Annotated in this window: 17 protein-coding genes and 1 tRNA gene; 11 read left to right on the plus strand and 7 right to left on the minus strand. The window is 65.3% G+C overall.

All coding sequences use genetic code 11. The features are described 5' to 3' along the window. Window positions 1-50: 50 nt before the first annotated feature. Entirely contained in the window at window positions 51-1,334 is a 1,284-nt protein-coding gene (locus CBI38_RS10455; protein WP_418328334.1) for a multidrug effflux MFS transporter, read from the minus strand. Between the two features lie 106 nt (window positions 1,335-1,440). On the opposite strand from CBI38_RS10455, the gene CBI38_RS10460 reads away from it, so the two are divergent. Next, window positions 1,441-1,512: transfer RNA gene (locus CBI38_RS10460), tRNA-Cys, on the plus strand. Window positions 1,513-1,584: 72 nt separating this feature from the next. Here the strand turns inward: CBI38_RS10460 and CBI38_RS10465 are convergent. After that, complete coding sequence (locus tag CBI38_RS10465) at window positions 1,585-2,193, minus strand: TetR/AcrR family transcriptional regulator (protein ID WP_109328623.1); 609 nt, start codon at window positions 2,191-2,193, stop codon at window positions 1,585-1,587. Between the two features lie 97 nt (window positions 2,194-2,290). Here CBI38_RS10465 and CBI38_RS10470 point away from each other — a divergent pair, with 97 nt between their 5' ends. The 4 genes from CBI38_RS10470 to CBI38_RS10485 all read left to right on the plus strand — a co-directional run bounded on the left by CBI38_RS10470 (window position 2,291) and on the right by CBI38_RS10485 (window position 6,316). After that, window positions 2,291-4,078, plus strand: coding sequence for an N-acyl-D-amino-acid deacylase family protein (locus tag CBI38_RS10470; RefSeq protein ID WP_109328625.1), 1,788 nt, complete (start codon window positions 2,291-2,293; stop codon window positions 4,076-4,078). Then, the gene (locus tag CBI38_RS10475; RefSeq protein ID WP_109328627.1) at window positions 4,075-4,920 is read left to right on the plus strand and encodes an alpha/beta fold hydrolase; all 846 of its coding nucleotides are present in this window, start codon (window positions 4,075-4,077) and stop codon (window positions 4,918-4,920) included. The genes CBI38_RS10470 and CBI38_RS10475 overlap by 4 nt, the downstream gene beginning before the upstream one ends. A gap of 158 nt (window positions 4,921-5,078) precedes the next feature. Next, window positions 5,079-5,795, plus strand: coding sequence for a cold-shock protein (locus CBI38_RS38950; protein WP_230990147.1), 717 nt, complete (start codon window positions 5,079-5,081; stop codon window positions 5,793-5,795). A gap of 188 nt (window positions 5,796-5,983) precedes the next feature. Continuing rightward, window positions 5,984-6,316: a helix-turn-helix domain-containing protein gene (locus CBI38_RS10485; RefSeq protein ID WP_109328629.1), complete on the plus strand. Its 333-nt coding sequence runs from the start codon at window positions 5,984-5,986 to the stop codon at window positions 6,314-6,316. Here the strand turns inward: CBI38_RS10485 and CBI38_RS10490 are convergent. After that, on the minus strand, window positions 6,313-6,909 hold the full coding sequence (locus CBI38_RS10490; protein ID WP_109328631.1) for an ATP-dependent Clp protease proteolytic subunit: 597 nt from the start codon (window positions 6,907-6,909) through the stop codon (window positions 6,313-6,315). The genes CBI38_RS10485 and CBI38_RS10490 overlap by 4 nt on opposite strands. A 4-nt stretch (window positions 6,910-6,913) precedes the next feature. After that, entirely contained in the window at window positions 6,914-7,522 is a 609-nt protein-coding gene (locus CBI38_RS10495; protein WP_109328632.1) for a ClpP family protease, read from the minus strand. Between the two features lie 286 nt (window positions 7,523-7,808). Between CBI38_RS10495 and CBI38_RS10500 the strand changes: the two genes are divergently transcribed. Beyond that, complete coding sequence (locus CBI38_RS10500; RefSeq protein WP_109328634.1) at window positions 7,809-8,525, plus strand: arsenate reductase/protein-tyrosine-phosphatase family protein; 717 nt, start codon at window positions 7,809-7,811, stop codon at window positions 8,523-8,525. Here CBI38_RS10500 and CBI38_RS10505 read toward each other — a convergent pair. Genes CBI38_RS10505 through CBI38_RS10515 form a run of 3 tightly spaced genes read right to left on the minus strand, consistent with a single transcriptional unit; the run spans window position 8,515 to window position 11,662 of the window. Then, the gene (locus CBI38_RS10505; RefSeq protein ID WP_109328636.1) at window positions 8,515-9,672 is read right to left on the minus strand and encodes a sulfotransferase family protein; all 1,158 of its coding nucleotides are present in this window, start codon (window positions 9,670-9,672) and stop codon (window positions 8,515-8,517) included. The genes CBI38_RS10500 and CBI38_RS10505 overlap by 11 nt on opposite strands. A 20-nt stretch (window positions 9,673-9,692) precedes the next feature. Then, window positions 9,693-10,493, minus strand: a complete 801-nt coding sequence (locus CBI38_RS10510; RefSeq protein ID WP_109328638.1) for an SDR family oxidoreductase — start codon at window positions 10,491-10,493, stop codon at window positions 9,693-9,695. Beyond that, on the minus strand, window positions 10,490-11,662 hold the full coding sequence (locus tag CBI38_RS10515) for a DUF1214 domain-containing protein (RefSeq protein ID WP_109328640.1): 1,173 nt from the start codon (window positions 11,660-11,662) through the stop codon (window positions 10,490-10,492). Before CBI38_RS10515 ends, CBI38_RS10510 begins: the two co-directional genes overlap by 4 nt. A gap of 100 nt (window positions 11,663-11,762) precedes the next feature. On the opposite strand from CBI38_RS10515, the gene CBI38_RS10520 reads away from it, so the two are divergent. From CBI38_RS10520 to CBI38_RS10540, 5 genes are all read left to right on the plus strand, one after another. Then, window positions 11,763-12,683, plus strand: a complete 921-nt coding sequence (locus CBI38_RS10520; protein ID WP_204164956.1) for a helix-turn-helix domain-containing protein — start codon at window positions 11,763-11,765, stop codon at window positions 12,681-12,683. 102 nt (window positions 12,684-12,785) lie between these two features. Then, entirely contained in the window at window positions 12,786-13,712 is a 927-nt protein-coding gene (gene cysD / locus CBI38_RS10525; protein ID WP_109328644.1) for a sulfate adenylyltransferase subunit CysD, read from the plus strand. Further along, window positions 13,712-15,562, plus strand: a complete 1,851-nt coding sequence (cysC, locus tag CBI38_RS10530; protein ID WP_109328646.1) for an adenylyl-sulfate kinase — start codon at window positions 13,712-13,714, stop codon at window positions 15,560-15,562. The genes cysD and cysC overlap by 1 nt, the downstream gene beginning before the upstream one ends. After that, window positions 15,552-16,691: a 3'(2'),5'-bisphosphate nucleotidase CysQ gene (locus CBI38_RS10535; RefSeq protein ID WP_109328648.1), complete on the plus strand. Its 1,140-nt coding sequence runs from the start codon at window positions 15,552-15,554 to the stop codon at window positions 16,689-16,691. The genes cysC and CBI38_RS10535 overlap by 11 nt, the downstream gene beginning before the upstream one ends. Next, window positions 16,678-17,076 carry a nuclear transport factor 2 family protein gene (locus CBI38_RS10540; RefSeq protein WP_109328650.1) on the plus strand — a complete coding sequence of 133 codons (399 nt, stop codon included), beginning with the start codon at window positions 16,678-16,680 and terminating at the stop codon, window positions 17,074-17,076. The genes CBI38_RS10535 and CBI38_RS10540 overlap by 14 nt, the downstream gene beginning before the upstream one ends. Window positions 17,077-17,165 lie beyond the last annotated feature (89 nt).

Below are 17,165 nucleotides of genomic sequence, written 5' to 3' on the forward strand. Positions count from 1 at the left end.
CGATCATCCCATGTCGGGTGACGGGCTGCGAAAGCGCGCGGACTGTGTCGTCAGCGCGCGTCCGCCCGCGCGGTGGCAAGCAGTGCCACGAGTCCGAGGGCGACGCACATCGTCATCGTCGCACCGAGGCCGACTCCCGTATTGCCGAGGACTCCGACGAGAGGAGCGATGAGCGCGCCGACGCCGAACTGCAGGGCGCCGAGCATGGCAGCGGCGGTGCCGGCTGCCTCGCCATGCCTGCCGAGTGCCAGTGCCGGGGCGTTGGGCAGGACGAACCCGACACCGGCGAGCAGGAACCACAGTGGAATGACGAAGCCGACCAGACCGCCGAGTTCGAGGTAGGCGGTCACCAGCAAGGCGGCGCCCGCTACGGTCGCGAAGGCCAGTGAGGCGATCGTGATCTGCTGAGGCGACCACCGGGCGAGGGCGCGGACGTTGAGCTGGGAAGCGCCGATCAGAGCGATCGCGCCTGAGCTGAACAGCAGCGCGAACTGCTGCTCGTCGAGGCCGTACTGATTCTGGAACACGAAGGACGCGCCGGAGACGTAAGCGAATAACGAGGCCATCCCGACGCTGGAGACCAATGTGAGCACCATGAACTTGCGGTCACCGAGAAGGCTCTTGTACGTCGACAGCACCGAGGAGAGATTGCTCGTGCGTCGTCGCTCCGGTGGGAGCGTCTCCTTCAGGGCGAGTGCGCCGATCAGTGCCGTGAGCGTTCCGATGAGCGCCAGGACGACGAAAATCCCGCGCCAGTCCAAAGCGATGAGGAGCGCGCCGCCGATGCTGGGGGCGAGCACGGGTGCGACACCCAGGACGAGCATCAACCGTGACATGACGACCGCGACCATGTTTCCGCTGTACAGGTCACGTACCACGGCAACGGCGACGACGGCGGCTGCGGCGGCGCCGATGCCCTGGAACACCCGGAGCGCACCGAGCACGGCGACGGTCGGTGCGAAGACAGCGAGTACTGAGGCGAGGACATGCAAGCCGATTCCGGCGATCAACGGTCGCCGGCGCCCGAGGCTGTCAGCGAGCGGGCCGACGATCAACTGGCCGAGCGCGAGGCCCAGCAGCGTCCCCGTGATGGTCAACTGCACGGCCGACGACGACGCTCCGAGGTCGGTGCCGATGTCGGGGAGGGCGGGCAGGTACATGTCGATGGTGAACGGTCCGAGCGCGATGAGTGCGCCGAGCACCAGCACGATCCGCAGGCTCGGCCGATCGGCTGCGGCGGTGCCGGTGTCGGGGGTTGCCTGTGCCCGAAGTCGGGTAGGTGAGGCGGAGGTCTCATCGATAGCCGTCATAAGGGGGGACAGCAACGAGGACACCTGGTTTGTTCCCGCATCGGCGTGTCGGCCCGGAACCGGGATCAGAATCACAGTGAATCGAAATCTTCCGGCGTCGATGTCCTCCGGGCAGTATCAGCTTTACCCCGCGGGTGTGGCTGAGATGGTGAGGCACCGGCCTGCAAAGCCGTTCACACGGGTTCGAGTCCCGTCACTCGCTCGCGGAAGACCGGCAGGCGCACGATGCGCCTGCCGGTCTCGATACGTAGGCACGGGTAGTACCGCGTGCCGATCACCCGTCTTCGAGGCGAATGCTGTGGTCGACGCCTGCGGCCGGAAGCAGACAGTAGAGGCCGCGTTCGCACAGGTCGATCATTTCCGAGCGCGTCATCGTCGGGTGGTCGACCCAGGACAGGACGATCTCTTCCATGAATGCTTGCCATCCCTGGATCGCCGCCTCGAGTGCCGGGGTCGTCGATACTCCGACTTGTGCGAGCGCACGTCCGATCTCCTGGGTGAACGTGCGCCGCATTCCCCGGTAGATCTTTCGCATGCCATCGTCCCCGCTGCCCGCCATGCGCATGACGGCCAAATATATCGCGGGGTGCGCGATCACCGCCTCGGCGAACGTCTCGACACCCGCGCGCAGTTGCGCCGGAAGGGGGAGCGACGTGTCGGGCGTCATCCTCCGCTGCAACTCGGTGGCCGAGGCTTCGAGCACTGCGTTGCGAAACCCGTGCTTGTTCTTGAAGTAGTGGAACAACAGTGGCGACGAGACGCCTGCCTCGGCCGCCACCTGGTCCATCGACAGCTGCTCGAACGGCACCGAGTCGAGGAGTCGCATGGCGACGTCGAGGATCTGCGCGCGCCGATCTGCGGGGGAGCGGGGGGCGGCGGGCATCTCTGCACTCTAAGGGACGGGACGGCACACCCCATTGACTTTCACTCAACGGTGTACGTAACGTCGTGTAACACCAACTGAGTGTGAGGAGCGCAACATGTCGGACTTCGACGTAGTGGTCGACGGAGGGCTGTGGTTCGACGGAACCGGGTCTGTGCCTCGCCGCCGAAACCTGGGCATTCGCGACGGAGTCGTCGTCAGGGCCTCCGCGGAGCCGCTCCCCGTCGGGCCCGACACCGAGGTGATCGACGCGGCGGGCAAGTGGGTGGTGCCCGGCTTCGTCGACGTGCACACGCACTACGACGCCGAGGTCCTGGTCAGCCCCGGCCTACCCGAATCCGTCCGGCACGGTGTCACCACCGTTGTCCTCGGGAACTGCTCGTTGTCGACGGTGTATTCGACACCCCGTGAATGCGCCGACCTGTTCAGCAGGGTCGAGGCCGTACCTCACGACTCGGTGCTGCGCATCCTCGACGACAACAAGAGTTGGCAAAATCCGGCCGAGTACGTCGACGCGCTCGAATCGCTTCCGCTCGGTCCCAATGTCGCCGGTTTCATCGGGCACTCCGACATTCGCACCCGCGTGCTGGGGCTCGGCCGCGGCACCGACAGGCGGGTGAAGCCCAGTGCCGGCGAACTCGAGCGGATGGGTGCGATGGTCACCGAGGCACTCGACGCGGGTTTCCTCGGTCTGTCGTCGATGACGAATGCGCTCGACAAGATCGATGGCGACGAATATCGTTCGCGATCTTTGCCTTCCACTTATGCACGGTGGCGCGAGTTCCGCTTCCTCAACCGGATCCTGCGCGAGCGCGGCAAGATCCTGCAGAGCGCACCCACGATCAACCTGCATCCCAACATTCTCGGATTCTTCGCGGAGAGTTCGGGTCTCGGCCGCCGCAGGCCCCTCAAGACGTCGCTACTCTCCGCGGCGGATTCTAAGGCGTACCCGTCGATCGTGTACTTCATGCTCGGTGCTGCGCCGCTGCTCAACAGATTCGCCAAGACCGACTTCAAGTGGCAGCACCTGCCCGTGCCGTTCACCGTGTACGCGGACGGCATCGATCTGGTGGTGTTCGAGGAGTTCGGCGCGGGCGCGGCCGCGCTCCACCTCAAAGATCAGGTGGAGCGCAACGCGCTGTTGCAGGACGAGTCGTACCGCCGCCAGTTCCGGAAGGAGTACGACGACAAGTTCAGCCCGCGCATCTGGCACCGCAACTTCTACGACGCCGTCATCGTCGGATGTCCCGACGAGACGTTGATCGGCAGCACCTTCGGCGCGGTCGGTGAGCTGCGCGGTGTCCATCCGGTCGACGCCTACCTCGACCTCGTCGTGAAGTACGGCACGGACCTCCGGTGGCGCACCACCATCGCCAATCACCGGCCGAAGTTCGCGAAGAGGCTCGCCGCCAGTTCCGGTGTGCAGATGGGCTTCGGGGACGCCGGCGCGCACCTGCGCAACATGGCTTTCTACAACTACCCCATCCGGTTGCTGAAGCGTGTCAAGGACGCGCAGACCGACCGCACGCCGTTCCTGACGGTCGAGCGGGCCGTCCACCGCCTCACCGGCGAGCTGGCCGACTGGTACGGCATCGATGCCGGTCACCTGCGGGAGGGCGACCGGGCCGATCTGGTCGTGATCGACCCCGCCGGACTCGACGACACGGTCGACGGACTGTTCGAGGCCGAGGTTCCCGAGTACGGCGGCCTGCGAAGAATGGTCAACCGCAGCGACGGCGCCGCTGTCGCTACCGTGATCAACGGCAAGCTCGTCTACCGGGACGGACAGTTCACCGGTGGCTTCGGCGTGCACAAGACGGGGAAGTTCTTGCGCGCCGGGTTGTCCGGTGCGCACGCCCGTGACCGTGTGGAGAGTGATCGATGACAGGCAACGGACGCGTCACCACGTTCATCAGGAACGGGCTGACGTTCGACGTTCGCGACGAGGGTCCGATCGACGGAGTCCCCGTCGTGCTGCTCCACGGTTTCCCACAGGATTCGAGATCATGGGACAAGGTGGCGCCACTGCTGCACAGGCGCGGTTTCCGCACCCTTGCGCCGGACCAGCGCGGCTATTCGGCCGGGGCCAGGCCTCGCGCCTGTTGGGCGTACCGCACCTCGGAATTGGTAGCGGACGTCGTCGCGCTCATCGACCAGGCAGGCCTCGGCCCGGTGCATGTCGTCGGGCACGACTGGGGCGCTGTGGTGGCGTGGGGTATCGCGGCGGAACGGCCCGACCGGATCCGCACGCTCACGGCGTTGTCGGTGCCGCACCCGGCGGCGTTTTTGCGGGCGATGCTCACCAGTCGTCAGATCCTGCTGTCCTGGTACATGTTCGCGTTCCAGCTGCCGTGGATCCCGGAGCGGATGATCGCCTCGGACGGTTACGGCTACCGTGCCCTGCTCTCCAGCGGGCAGGCCCCGGACCGGGCGAAGCGCGACCTCGAATCGATGCGCGACCGGAGTCGAGCCCGGGGCGCCCTGAACTGGTATCGCGCAATGTTTTTGTCCTCGCCGGGTTCGGTGACCGGCAAGGTCCGCGTACCCACTCTCTTCGTCTGGAGCGACGGCGACACGGCAATCGGCCCGGTAGGACCCGAACTGACTGCGCGATTCGTCGACGGCCCGTACACGTACGAGGTGCTGCACGGCGTGAGCCACTGGATCCCCGACGAGGCCGCCGAGCGCCTCGACGAACTACTCGGCAACCACTTGCACAATCACTAGCGATCCGTCGCAACACCTGGCACTCGCCGGGAGGCGCTTCGCGTGGTCTGCGTCTGGGACCATCCAAGAGTGGCGTGCGGTCCTCCTCGCCTTCATGATCTAGGTATCGGCCATCGACCCCCTTGGGTTCGGATGGTGCCGGAGGTGGAAGGAGCCCTGTGCGCAAACCCCTTGCGTTCGCGGCCGGCGGAGTGGTGGTTGCCGGTGTGGCAGTAGGGCTGCTCACTATCGGTGCAGACTCCCACCTCATTCCTGCCTCCGTTCCCGGCGCACCTGATGGCGGCGCTGAAGATACTGGACCGGTGCCAAGCCGAGGAGTGGTCCGTAGCTGGGATATCGAGGGCATGCAGGGCATTATCGACGGCGACGATATTCCAGGTGGATGCCACATCATGTTCGGTGCGGTCGCGGTAGACGGATTCCCCGCATTGTCCGAAGGACAACAGGTGGAGTTCGAATGGCATCGCGCCGAACAGCCCGAGTCGGGCCTTCTCTACGAATGCAGTCGGGCCTGGCCGGCCGGGGAACAGCCCTATGACGAGCCGAAGGCGTTCAGGTCGCGAGCGTGGACGGTACACGCGGACGGCACCGTCGAAGAGATCACCGAGGCGGAACTCGCGGAGCCGGCGCCAGCTCCGCCCCGGATTACCGGCCAGGCAATAGGCACCGTGCAGATGTGGAATGCCGAAGAGGGGTGGGGAGTAATCGACTCCGCTCAGACACCGGGCGGTTGCTGGGCCTTTTACAGCGAGATCGTCGGAGAAGGGTTCCGAACCTTGATTGTGGGTGCCACCGTCACGCTCGACTGGGAACAGGTAACCGATCAGGACGGTTATCGGTATCGAGCCACACGCGTGGAGCAACACGGCAGCTAGCAACGGTCCCAGCCAGTTCCTCCTCACCTACACCGTCGAGCAGTCCGCGCCTGCCCACGATTCGGAGTCAAGCTGAGGATCTCGAGCGCCGGCTGCAGATTCCGGCGAGAATTTACGCTACCGACCGGCTGTCCGCTGTCGGTGAACGCCGCCTCGTCCGGGAACGTAGTCTGGAAGACTCCGGAGGTATGGAACCGCAGCGCAGACTCACGCTGGTGACGGGCGCTCCCGAGCAGCCGCGGGAGGAGCCGCTGGTGCGCGAGCTCTACGGTCGGGTGCTTCGGGACGCGCGCCGGGACCAGGACCGGAGTCTCGAGGATGTCGCCGCAGAGGTCGGCATGTCCAAGCAGTACCTCTCCGAAATTGAACGCGGCAAGAAGGAACCATCCTCGGAAATGCTGCGCGCAGTGTGTGGCGCTCTCGGTCTTCCGGTGGAACACCTGCTGTTCCGGTCGGGGCGCCGGATCGGTGCTACGAATAGAAGCGCCGGCCGAGGAACTCCCACGATGCTCGCGGCCTAGTTCTCCTGGCCCGTGGTGATCAGTGTGTCGGCCAACCCGTAGTCGATGGCTTCCCGGGCGCTGAAGATTCGATCCCGGTCGGTGTCCTGACGAAGACGGTCGATGCTCTGCCCGCTGTGCTTGCTGAGAATTTCTTCGGTCTGCGAACGCACCCGCAGTATTTCGGCGGCTTGCAGGGCGAGATCGGAGATCGTGCCACTGCCCTGCGTGGACGGTTGATGCAACAGAACGCGGGAATGTGCGAGAACGTGACGGTGTCCCTTCGTTCCCGCGGCCAGTAGCACGGCGGCGGCCGAAGCGGCCTGGCCCATGCAGTACGTCGCGATCGTCGGCCGCAGGAACTGCATCGTGTCGTAGATCGCGAGCATCGCCGTGGTGGACCCGCCGGGTGAGTTGATGTAGAGCCCGATTTCCCGGTCGGCGCTGTCTGCCTGAAGATGAAGTAGTTGAGCCATCACCACATTGGCGACACCGTCGTCGATCTCCGTGCCGAGAAAGACGATCCGTTCGTTCAACAGTCGGCTGAAGATGTCGAACGACCTCTCACCCGCAGACGTCCGCTCGATGACATTCGGAATGGTGTACTGGGACATGGCGTCAGAGTCCTATCCTGGGAGCGGTGGTGTGGGGGGCGATTTCGGCGAAGGTCGATACCACCCGGTCGACGATCCCGTACTCACGGGCCTCGTCTGCGGTGAACCAGCGATCGCGGTCGCTGTCTGCTGCGATTTCCTCGACAGGCCTACCGGTCTCGTCGGCGAGAATCTGCTGCGATTGACGTTTCATCCGTTCGAGGCTTTCGGCCTGAATGGCGATGTCGACGGCTGTTCCGCCGATGCCTGCCGAGGGCTGGTGCATCATGATTCGGCTGTGCGCCAGAGCGATTCGCTTGCCTCGGGTCCCGGAGCAGAGAAGCACCTGCCCCATGCTGGCCGCAAAACCCATGGCCACCGTGACCACGTCGTTGGGGATCAGTTTCATGGTGTCGTAGATGGCCAGTCCCGCGAAGACGGAACCGCCCGGCGAATTGATGTAGATGACGATGTCGCGCTCGGGGTCGGCGGCCGCGAGCAGAACCAGCTCTGAGCAGGCACGCTCCGCCATTGCGTCGTCCACTTCGCCCGTGAGGCGGATGGTTCGCTGACGGAAAAGCCGGTCTGCCAGTAGATCGCGGTAGTTGAGGTCGGCAAGTGTGGCTGTGGTCATGACCTCAGTACTACCGCCGTATGAGTACTCGATCGGCGATTGTCTGCTGTGGGCAGACACGGCATCTACTGACGTCGGAACATCGGTGGGCACGATGTGACGCAGATCGCGCGCGTCGCTTCGGGCCCCTCGGACCAAGGTCGAGCTGGGCGTTTACCCCGAAAGGTGTCGGGATTGCGACGAGTAGATGAACTACTCACGAGCGGAAGGTGAACGACGTAAACAGACCGCTCGGCCAGTGGACATCGGTCTGTCTCCGAGTGGATTTGGTGGTTAGGGTGCCCTCATGCACGTTCTGTTCGTTTGTAGCGGCAACGTCTGCCGTTCGCCGATCGCAGAGCGGTTGACGCGCGCCTATGCCGTGGACCGCGGTATTTCGCACCTCACTGCGGAAAGCGCCGGCGTGCGGGCGCTGGTCGGATTCCCCATCGAACCGATCGCGGCGAGAGTAGTGGAAGGTCTCGGCGCCAGCGCCGACGGTTTCACCGCACGACGGCTACGCCCCGAGATGATCAAGAGAGCCGACCTCGTGCTCGCCATGACCGAGCAGCTCCGGGATCGCTCGATGGAGCTGGTCCTCGGGACGAGTCACTGCACGTTCACGCTGCGCGAAGCGCACCGGATCGCGAGGGACACCGGTGCCCGCACCGTCGCCGAACTCGCCGTAGCGCGACGGGACTACGGGCCGATCGAAAATCCGAACATCAGCGACCCGGTCGGGCTGAGCGAGGCCGCGTTCACGCAGGTGGGTGATCAGATCGCCGCGTCGTTGATGTCACTGCTCGATGTACTCGACCTCGAGTCGGCCACGAATCCCGAGGTCGACGAGGCCATGTGTCCGGATCCCGCGCCGGAGCCGGAGCCGGAGCCCGAGCCCGTGCCGACGCCGGACCGGGCCCCCGCGCCGACGGCGGCGCCGACGTTCATGCTGCCCTTGTCGCCGCGACCACTCGTCGCGGCGCGGGCGGCGTCGTCGATCCTCGACTACCCCGTCACCTGGTAGCGCTGAACCGGTAGTCGGCGAACCTCTCATCCACCTGTTCAGCCGAGAGTCCGAAGTCCTCGAGGGTGTACTTGTGGGACGGCCGTCGGTCGCCGGCGCGGCTCTCGGTATGCATGGCCTCCATGGCCGACTGCGCCGACGGGGTCAGCTCGAGGCCGAAATGGGTGTAGACGCCCTCTACGGTCCCCAGTGGGTCCGCGACGAAGTCGTGGTAATCGACGTCGAGGAACTGGGCGCTGTCGTGCCGAGCGCGGACTTCGGTGAACTGCTCGAGCCCGCGCGCCCACAAGTCGAGCTGGCTCTCACCGATCACGTTGCCGCGAAACTTCTCCGACCATCCGTCGGTTGCCTGTTCCGCCAGGCTGCACACCGAGGGGACGATGGTGCGTGGGGGCCGGTGCGTCTGGATTACCACAGCATCCGGATACACCGCGAGTAACTCGTCGAGGGCAAACAAATGGCTGGGATTCTTGAGCACCCAGCGGCGGTCGCGGTCGGGGAGACCGATCAATTGCAGGTTCTTCTTGTGCCGCTGATAGGCGTTGGTCCATGTTTGACCGGCAAGCCACTGCGAGTACGTCGGCAGATACGCGAGGCACTCGTAGGAAATTGATTTGAAGGTCTGCCGGAGTAGCTGCCAGCATTCCTCGACCTCGCTCGCGGACATGTAGTGCACGCCCATGAACTCGGGTCGTTCGATGTGGTGACGGCTGAAGCCCTCCTCGATCTTCTGGAACACCGGATTCGACGCCCACGTCTCCCGCGGCGGCCGTGGTTGCGGCATCTCCGTCAACCACATCTCGAGTCCCTGGTGCGACGGATCGGCAGTCAAGAGCCGGTGCAGAGCCGTGGTCCCGGTTCGTGGAAGCCCGGTGACGAAAATGGGGCGGTCGATCGAAACGTCGGCGTACTCGGGGTGCTGCTTCCACGCTGCCTCGCTGAGCAACCGGGCCACCAGCGCGCCGCGCAGGAAGACCCGCGCGACCTTGCTGCCCAGCGGTGTCAGTTGCTCGTCGGTGGCATAGGAGTCCAGCAGTACGCCGAGTGCTTCGGTGTAGTCGTCGGAGCCGAAGTCGGTCAACCCGGTCATGCGGGTCGCCGACTCATGCAGGTCCTCGACCGTGCCGACGGTGGTGCGCTCACTCATGATGGTCCGGTTCTCCCTCGCTAGTGATGGAATTCGCCGCAGTTGACGTCGAGGCACTGGCCGGTGACGGCCCGTGCCATCGGCGACGCGAGAAAGATGACGGCGTCGGCCACTTCGTCGGTCTCGGGCAACCTCTTCAGATCGGTGCCCGCGGCGGTGTGCTCGTAGATCTGCTCCATCGTTGTCCCGTACTTCTCGGCCTGGTGTGCGAAGTACTGCTTCAACGTGGGTCCCCAGATATAGCCCGGTGCAACGGAGTTCACCCGGATGCCCTGCGGACCGAGTTCCGTCGCGAGAGATTGCGACATAGCCAGAAGGGCGGATTTCGCCATCTTGTAACTGCCGTAACGCTCCTGCGAGTGGCGGAGAACCATCGAGTTGATATTCACCACCGCGCCCGAAGATTCGGCCAGAGCCGGGGTGAAGAGTTGAGTCAGGCGTAGCGCGCCGAGAACGGTCAGTTCGAAACTGCTGCGAATCGAATCGAAGTCGGTGCGGGCCAGAGGTTTCATCGACGGGACCGAGAACGCGTTGTTCACGAGTACGTCGACCTTGCCATACGCATCGACTGCCGCGGCGACGAGATTCTCCGCCGAGGCGGGGTCGGTGATGTCCGTCGGAACCGTCACCGCGCGGCGGCCGAGCGTGATGATCTCCTTGGCCACCTCCTCGAGCCGGGAGGCGGTGCGAGCGGCGAGCACCATGTCGGCGCCTGCTTCCGCACACCGCACCGCGAGCGTGCGACCCAAAGCGGGTCCGACACCGGAAATGACGACTACTTTTCCGCGCAGCAGGTTGCTGTCGCTCACGGCGGCGCTCATCCCAGCATCCGATCCGCGACAGCCGCTTGCCGCCCGGCGATCCGCGCGGCATAGCCCTCGCGTGTGATGGTGTTGGACCGGTAATACGGGAGCTTTCCGGGGATCTCCTCGATCCCGACGATCTCGATACGGGGCCCGTCGGCCTCGGTCAGTTCCCGGGACACTCGCTGCCAACGGAATTGGAGGTAGCCGCGAAGATGACCTGTCGTCTCGATCCAGTTGGTGACTCCCGGATCGGCTTCGCTGACGACGAGACGAATCATCCCATCGGGGTCCACCTGCGACTGCGAGACGTTCAGCGACGTTTGGTGGTTGATGTAGTCGAGGGAGATGTACCACAGACTACCGAGCTGAAATCCCTGGTACGGAGCGTCGGACCGCGGAACGGTGATGATGATGGCCTGGTCCTCGGAGATATCGTAGTGACCGACGGAGGAGTACTGGGTGGCCAATCCGCCCGGTGTGAGCCGGGGTTCGGTCATCGTGTTGACCGGAAGGTTGAGATAGAACCACTCGGGGAACTGCAGCCACGTCTTGACCCGTGACACGAGTGCCTTGCCTGCTCGCGCATAGCGCTTCTCCACCGACTCCCGGGTGAGGGGATCCGGCGCGGTACCGCTCGTGTCGGCGCGCGCGATGCGGATCGTTCCACGTCGCTGACTCCAATCGCTGTAGACCTCGCGGACCACCAGTTGGGAGGACCCGGGCGCGAGCGGAAAATAGTTGCGCCGGCTCGCGTCCGGCTCGGCTCCGGGACCGAACCGGACCTCGAAGCTGCCGTCGGCGGCGATATCGATCTCACGATCGTCGAAAGCGGTCACACTGCCGGGCACATCTGCGGCGGTGTAATTTCCGCTGAGAATCTGGAAGCTCAGGTCTGCTGTGGTGCCTCGTGTGCCGGTGACGACGTATTCGACGTCGTCACTGATCCGTGCGCCGAAGTACAGGGTGTCGGGGTTGTCGAGGCCCATCTTCATGTATGGCCCCGTGCCGGAGATGAACGTCGGGTGGGATCGTTCGGTGGCCCAGGCCGCATGGGTTGTCGCGAGGATTCCGCCGGCAAGGTACTGGTAGCCCTCGAGCAGATCCTGCTCGGTCCGGATGTGGGGGGCGGTCTCGATCAGTTTCTCGGCCTCGGCCAGGGCGTCGGCGAATGGGTCGGTCAGCACACCGTGCTCCTCACGATGGGGTGGTACATATATGTACCTGCGTGGTAGAACGTGATGGACCGACAATAGAACGTGTTCTAAGGAGTGGTCAATGGCTGCCATGGACGACGGCGTCGACAGAGCCCAGGGGCGACGGTCCCCGCCGACGGAACGGGTGGTGCAGGTGCTCGACTTCCTGGTGTCCCGCAAGGAGCACCGGTTCGGCCTCTCCGAGCTCGCGCGGACGCTCGACATCAGTAAGCCGACGTGTCTGGGCATCCTCACCGAGCTGGTCCGCGGCGGCTATCTGGTCCGCGACCCGGTTGCGAAGTCTTACGGCCTCGGCCCCGCATTGATTGCGGCCGGGCGTGCGGCGCAACAGGGCTTCGCCGCCGGTCCGGTCGCACGCAGGCATCTCGCGGCTCTCAGTGCCGAGTATCAGACGACGTGTACGGCGTCGGCGGTGGTGGGCGACCGGATCGCCGTTCTGGAACTGACGAGTCCTCCCGGCGTGCGAGCGGCTGCCAAGGTGGGGGAGATGTACCCATTCGCACCACCCGTCGGCCTGATGTATGTGCTCTGGGACGGTGAAGACGCACTGCAGTCGTGGCTACGGCGAGAACCGACCCTGCCGGTTCGTCTCGATCGGGAGCGGCTGCGCAAGGTGGTCGAGGAATGCTCACGGACGGGGTATCTCGTCGAAACGCTCACTCCGGTGGGTCAGCGTTTGCACACCTTGATGGCCGGCGTGGCCGCCCACGATCTGCCTGCGGAACTACGCGATGTTCTCGGCGAGATGGTGTCCAGTCTGGGTGAGCGCGTGCACCTCGATGCCGAACATGCCGGCGCGATGCATCCGGTCAGCCTGATTGCCGCGCCGACATACGACGCGGAGGGGCATCAAGCCATGGTGCTCACGTTGTATGTGGGCGCGGAGCTCGCATCGGACGACATCGCTCGTCGAGGCAAGGCGCTCGCGGCGGCCGCGGACGCGATCACCCAGGAGGTGGGGGGACGGCGGCCTCGAACAGGTGGGCATTGACCTACTTCTGAAACACGTTCTATTGTCGAGGGGACCTTTTCGACCGGCCCGGTCCAAATATGAACCGTGCTCGGTTCGGCACTCGCGACGAGGAGTCGCCCCATGACCTCATCCATGGCACCGCCCGTCTACGAGCTGTCGCACCTCGGCGCGCTCGAGGCCGAGGCAGTGCACATCTTTCGTGAAGTGGCCGCGACGTTCGAGCGTCCGGTTCTGCTCTTCTCCGGTGGCAAGGACTCCGTGGTGATGCTCCACGTCGCCGCGAAGGCATTCTGGCCCGCACCTGTTCCTTTCGCCGTCATGCACGTGGACACCGGGCACAATTTCGACGAGGTGATCGAGTTCCGTGATCGCACGGTCGAGCGTCTCGGACTGCGGTTGGTGGTCGCACGTGTGCAGGACGACATCGATGCCGGACGTGTCAGCGAAGAGACGGGAGCGCGGGCCAGCCGGAATCGGCTTCAAACTGCGGCGCTCCTGCGCGCGATCACGGACAACGGCTTCGACGCCGTCTTCGGTGGTGCCCGCAGGGACGAGGAAAAGGCGCGCGCGAAGGAGCGGATCTTCAGCTTCCGTGACGAGTTCGGACAGTGGGAGCCTCGGGCGCAGCGCCCGGAACTGTGGAGCCTCTACAACGGGCGGCACCGCAAGGGTGAGCACATCAGGGTCTTCCCGCTGTCCAACTGGACCGAGCTCGACATCTGGCAGTACATCAGCGAGGAAGGCATCGACCTTCCCCCGCTCTACTACGCACACCGCCGCGAGGTGGTGCCCCGCGACGGAATGCTCCTTGCGCGTACTCGTTTCCTCACACTGCTGCCCGGCGACGAACCGTACGAGGCGCTCGTGCGGTTCCGGACCGTCGGCGACGCCACCTGTACGGGGTGCGTCGAATCCTCGGCCACCACCGCCGAGGCCGTCGTGACGGAGGTCGCGGCCAGCCGAGTCACCGAGCGCGGGGCGACCCGGGCGGACGACCGGATCTCCGAGGCAGGCATGGAGGATCGCAAGAAGGAAGGATACTTCTGATGCCGCAGCTACTGCGGGTCGCGACCGCGGGAAGTGTCGACGACGGCAAGTCCACTCTCATCGGCCGTCTGCTCTACGACTCCAAGGCGATTTTCGAGGACCAACTCGAGTCGGTGGAGCGCACCAGCCGCGAACGAGGCGACGAGCACGCCGACCTCGCTCTGCTCACCGACGGCCTCCGCGCGGAACGGGAGCAGGGCATCACCATCGATGTCGCGCACCGCTACTTCGCTACCCCGCATCGTAAATTCATCATCGCGGACACGCCGGGACACGAGCAGTACACCCGGAACATGGTGACCGGTGCCTCGACCGCCGACCTGGCATTGATTCTCGTCGACGCCAGAAAAGGGGTGCTCGAGCAAACCCGTAGGCATGCTTTCATCGCGAGCCTTCTCGGGATCCCACACCTGGTGTTGTGCGTGAACAAGATGGATCTGGTGGGGTGGTCGGAGCAGCGGTTCGAGGAGATCAAGGAAGAGTTCCGTCAGTTCGCGATCAAACTCGAGGTGCACGACCTCACCTTCATCCCCGTCTCCGCGTTGCGTGGCGACAACATCGCGCAGCGGACGGCCAACATGTCCTGGTACGAGGGTGCGTCACTACTGCACCATCTCGAGCAGGTGCACGTCGCCTCCGACCGCAATCTCATCGACGCGCGCTTCCCGGTGCAGTATGTGGTGCGGCCGCAACGGCAGACCGATTCCACCTGGCACGACTTCCGAGGCTACGCTGGCACGATCGCCAGCGGAGTATTCAAGCCGGGGGACGAGGTCGTGGCGCTCCCGTCGGGATTCACCTCGAAGATCAGCGCCATCTGGGGGCCGGGCGGAACCGCCGTCGACGAGGCCTTCGCACCGTCCGCGGTGTGCGTCCAGTTGGTCGATCAGTTGGACGTCAGCCGCGGAGACATGTTGTGCCGCCCCAACAACCGCCCCCTCGTCGGCAGCGATCTCGACGCCATGGTGTGCTGGTTCAGTGACCAGGCTTCCTTGAATCCCGACGCGCGGTACACCCTGCTCCACACCACCCGCGCCGTCAGGGCCACGGTGGCCCGCCTCGACTATCGGCTCGACGTCAACACCCTGCACCGCGACGACACGGCCCGCTCGCTCTCACTCAACGAGATCGGCCGAGTGCAGCTGAAGACCTCCCAACCGCTGATGTTCGACCCGTACCGCCGCAACCACGTGACGGGCAGTTTCGTTCTCGTCGACGAGAGCACGAACAACACCGTCGGTGCCGGAATGATCACCGGGCCGACCCTCTCCCCGGCGAAGGTGGTGTGGCACGCGGCGGCAGTGTCGCGCGAGGAGCGGCCCACCCGTGGTCGCACCGTCTGGCTCACCGGGCTCTCCGCTTCGGGGAAGTCCACCGTTGCGGTCGAACTCGAGCGGCGGCTGGTCGCCTCCGGCGTGCCCGCGTACCGGCTCGACGGCGACAACCTGCGACACGGGCTGAACTCCGATCTGGGGTTCGGTGCCGCGGACCGCTCGGAGAATGTCCGACGGGTAGGTGCGGTGGCGCAGTTGCTCGCCGATGCGGGCGTCGTCGCGATCGCCTGCCTCATCAGCCCCTACCGTGCGGATCGCGAGCGGGTGCGCGAAGAGCACCGGGCCGCCGGGCTCGACTTCGTCGAAGTGTTCGTCGACACCCCGGTCGAACGATGCGAGGCCCGTGATCCCAAGGGCATGTATGCGAAAGCGCGGGCCGGGGAAATCACGGGATTCACCGGAGTCGACGACCCGTACGAGGCACCCGAGCGCGCGGAACTCGTACTCCGGCCGGAGGACGGCACGCCGACCGAACAAGCAGCGAAGATTATGGAATTGTTGAGGCGTGACCTCTGACGCGCGGCTCGCGGCCGATATCGCCTCCGGTGCCGGTGCCCTGTTGCTGGATATCCGTGCTGCCGGACTCGGATCCGCGGACGGGCGTGAGCTGGGCCGGCGTGGTGACGTCGCCGCCGACGCCTTCATCGCCGGAAAGCTGGCCGCCGAGCGTCCCGGGGATTCCATCCTTTCCGAGGAGTCGGCCGACGACCGGTCTCGCCTCGACAGCGATCGGGTCTGGATCATCGATCCCCTCGACGGCTCGAAGGAATACGGCCTACCAGGGCACTCCGACTGGGCGGTGCACGTCGCGCTGTGGGAGCGTGGCCGGGGTGTCACCGCCGCCGCGGTCGCACAACCGGCCCTGGGGGCGGTGTACGCGAGTGACGACCCGAGCCGCGCAGTCCATGCCGAGGAATTGCCGGCGCGGCCCCGCATCGTGGTGAGTGCCAGTAGACCGCCGGCCTTCATCGACGCTGTGGCGACACAGGTCGGCGCCGAGGTCCAGGCCATGGGATCGGCTGGGGCCAAGGCGATGGCCGTGCTGCGGGGTGACGTGGACGCGTACGTGCATGCGGGCGGACAGTGGGAATGGGACTCGGCGGCCCCGGTCGGTGTCGCCGCCGCCGCGGGCCTGCATTGCTCACGCATTGACGGGACTCCACTGCAGTACAACCAGTCTCATCCCTATCTCCCCGATCTGGTGATCTGCCGGCCTGAGCTTGCGCAGGTCCTCCTCGCTGCGATCGCGGACCACGCCACCGACTCCGCCGACAGCGGACGCGTCGCGATGGCCCGTGCCTACATCGACGCGCTCGTGAGCCACGACGCGACCAGGGTCCGCCTCTCCGAGACGGCCTGGCGTGTGGAGAACGGTCAGCACACCGGCGACTCGGGGGCGTTCATCCGGGACGAACTCGAGAACGGTCCGCAATACCAGGCCATCCAGGCAGTTCGCGATCTCTCGTTCCACGAGTGGGGGGAGAATGTGGTGGCGCGATTCCTGCTCGACCTCGGCGCCGCGCCGACCGAGGTGACGACGGTCCGCATCACCGAGCATTTCCACATTCCGGCGGGAGCGATCCAGTCGGTCATGGCCATCATCGAACCGCACGCAACCGAAGGGAATGCCGATGAGCCCCGATGAGCTGGTCACGCAATTCTGCGCCGAATGGTCTGATCCGGACCCCGCGGCGATCGCGGACTACTTCTCGGAAGACGCGGTTTATCACAATATTCCGATGGAGCCGGTCTGCGGGCGTGAGGCGATCCGCGAATTCGTGGCAGGCTTTGTCGCCGCTTTCGGCGGCATCGAGTTCCGGGTGCAGCGCCAGGTCGGCAGTGTCGGCAGCGCTGACGACGCCGGCGGGAACGGCGTGATCATGAACGAGCGGGTCGACGTGTTCGACATCAACGACACCCGGGTGGAGCTGCCGGTCGTCGGCGTCTTCGAAATCGCCGACGGCAAGATCACCGCGTGGCGGGACTACTTCGACATGGCCCCGATCCAGGCGGCAACGGCCGGAGGTTGACTCCCGCGCAGGCCGCAAGTTGACGTCAGATTCACATGCGCTCTACTGTGACCGGACCGAACTATGACGGCCGTCACATGCGAGCGGTG

The sequence above is a fragment of the Rhodococcus oxybenzonivorans genome (assembly GCF_003130705.1).
GTDB lineage: Bacteria > Actinomycetota > Actinomycetes > Mycobacteriales > Mycobacteriaceae > Rhodococcus_F > Rhodococcus_F oxybenzonivorans.

What these genes read in the sequence shown, in the direction of transcription:
- CBI38_RS10510 (WP_109328638.1), bottom strand. Translation starts at nt 10,493, where the DNA reads ATGAGCGCCGCCGTGAGCGACAGCAACCTGCTGCGCGGAAAAGTAGTC.
- CBI38_RS10465 (WP_109328623.1), bottom strand. Translation starts at nt 2,193, where the DNA reads ATGCCCGCCGCCCCCCGCTCCCCCGCAGATCGGCGCGCGCAGATCCTC.
- CBI38_RS10520 (WP_204164956.1), top strand. Translation starts at nt 11,763, where the DNA reads ATGGACGACGGCGTCGACAGAGCCCAGGGGCGACGGTCCCCGCCGACG.
- CBI38_RS10475 (WP_109328627.1), top strand. Translation starts at nt 4,075, where the DNA reads ATGACAGGCAACGGACGCGTCACCACGTTCATCAGGAACGGGCTGACG.
- CBI38_RS10500 (WP_109328634.1), top strand. Translation starts at nt 7,809, where the DNA reads ATGCACGTTCTGTTCGTTTGTAGCGGCAACGTCTGCCGTTCGCCGATC.
- CBI38_RS10505 (WP_109328636.1), bottom strand. Translation starts at nt 9,672, where the DNA reads ATGAGTGAGCGCACCACCGTCGGCACGGTCGAGGACCTGCATGAGTCG.
- CBI38_RS10470 (WP_109328625.1), top strand. Translation starts at nt 2,291, where the DNA reads ATGTCGGACTTCGACGTAGTGGTCGACGGAGGGCTGTGGTTCGACGGA.
- CBI38_RS10485 (WP_109328629.1), top strand. Translation starts at nt 5,984, where the DNA reads ATGGAACCGCAGCGCAGACTCACGCTGGTGACGGGCGCTCCCGAGCAG.
- cysC (WP_109328646.1), top strand. Translation starts at nt 13,712, where the DNA reads ATGCCGCAGCTACTGCGGGTCGCGACCGCGGGAAGTGTCGACGACGGC.
- CBI38_RS10490 (WP_109328631.1), bottom strand. Translation starts at nt 6,909, where the DNA reads ATGTCCCAGTACACCATTCCGAATGTCATCGAGCGGACGTCTGCGGGT.
- CBI38_RS10540 (WP_109328650.1), top strand. Translation starts at nt 16,678, where the DNA reads ATGAGCCCCGATGAGCTGGTCACGCAATTCTGCGCCGAATGGTCTGAT.
- cysD (WP_109328644.1), top strand. Translation starts at nt 12,786, where the DNA reads ATGACCTCATCCATGGCACCGCCCGTCTACGAGCTGTCGCACCTCGGC.
- CBI38_RS10495 (WP_109328632.1), bottom strand. Translation starts at nt 7,522, where the DNA reads ATGACCACAGCCACACTTGCCGACCTCAACTACCGCGATCTACTGGCA.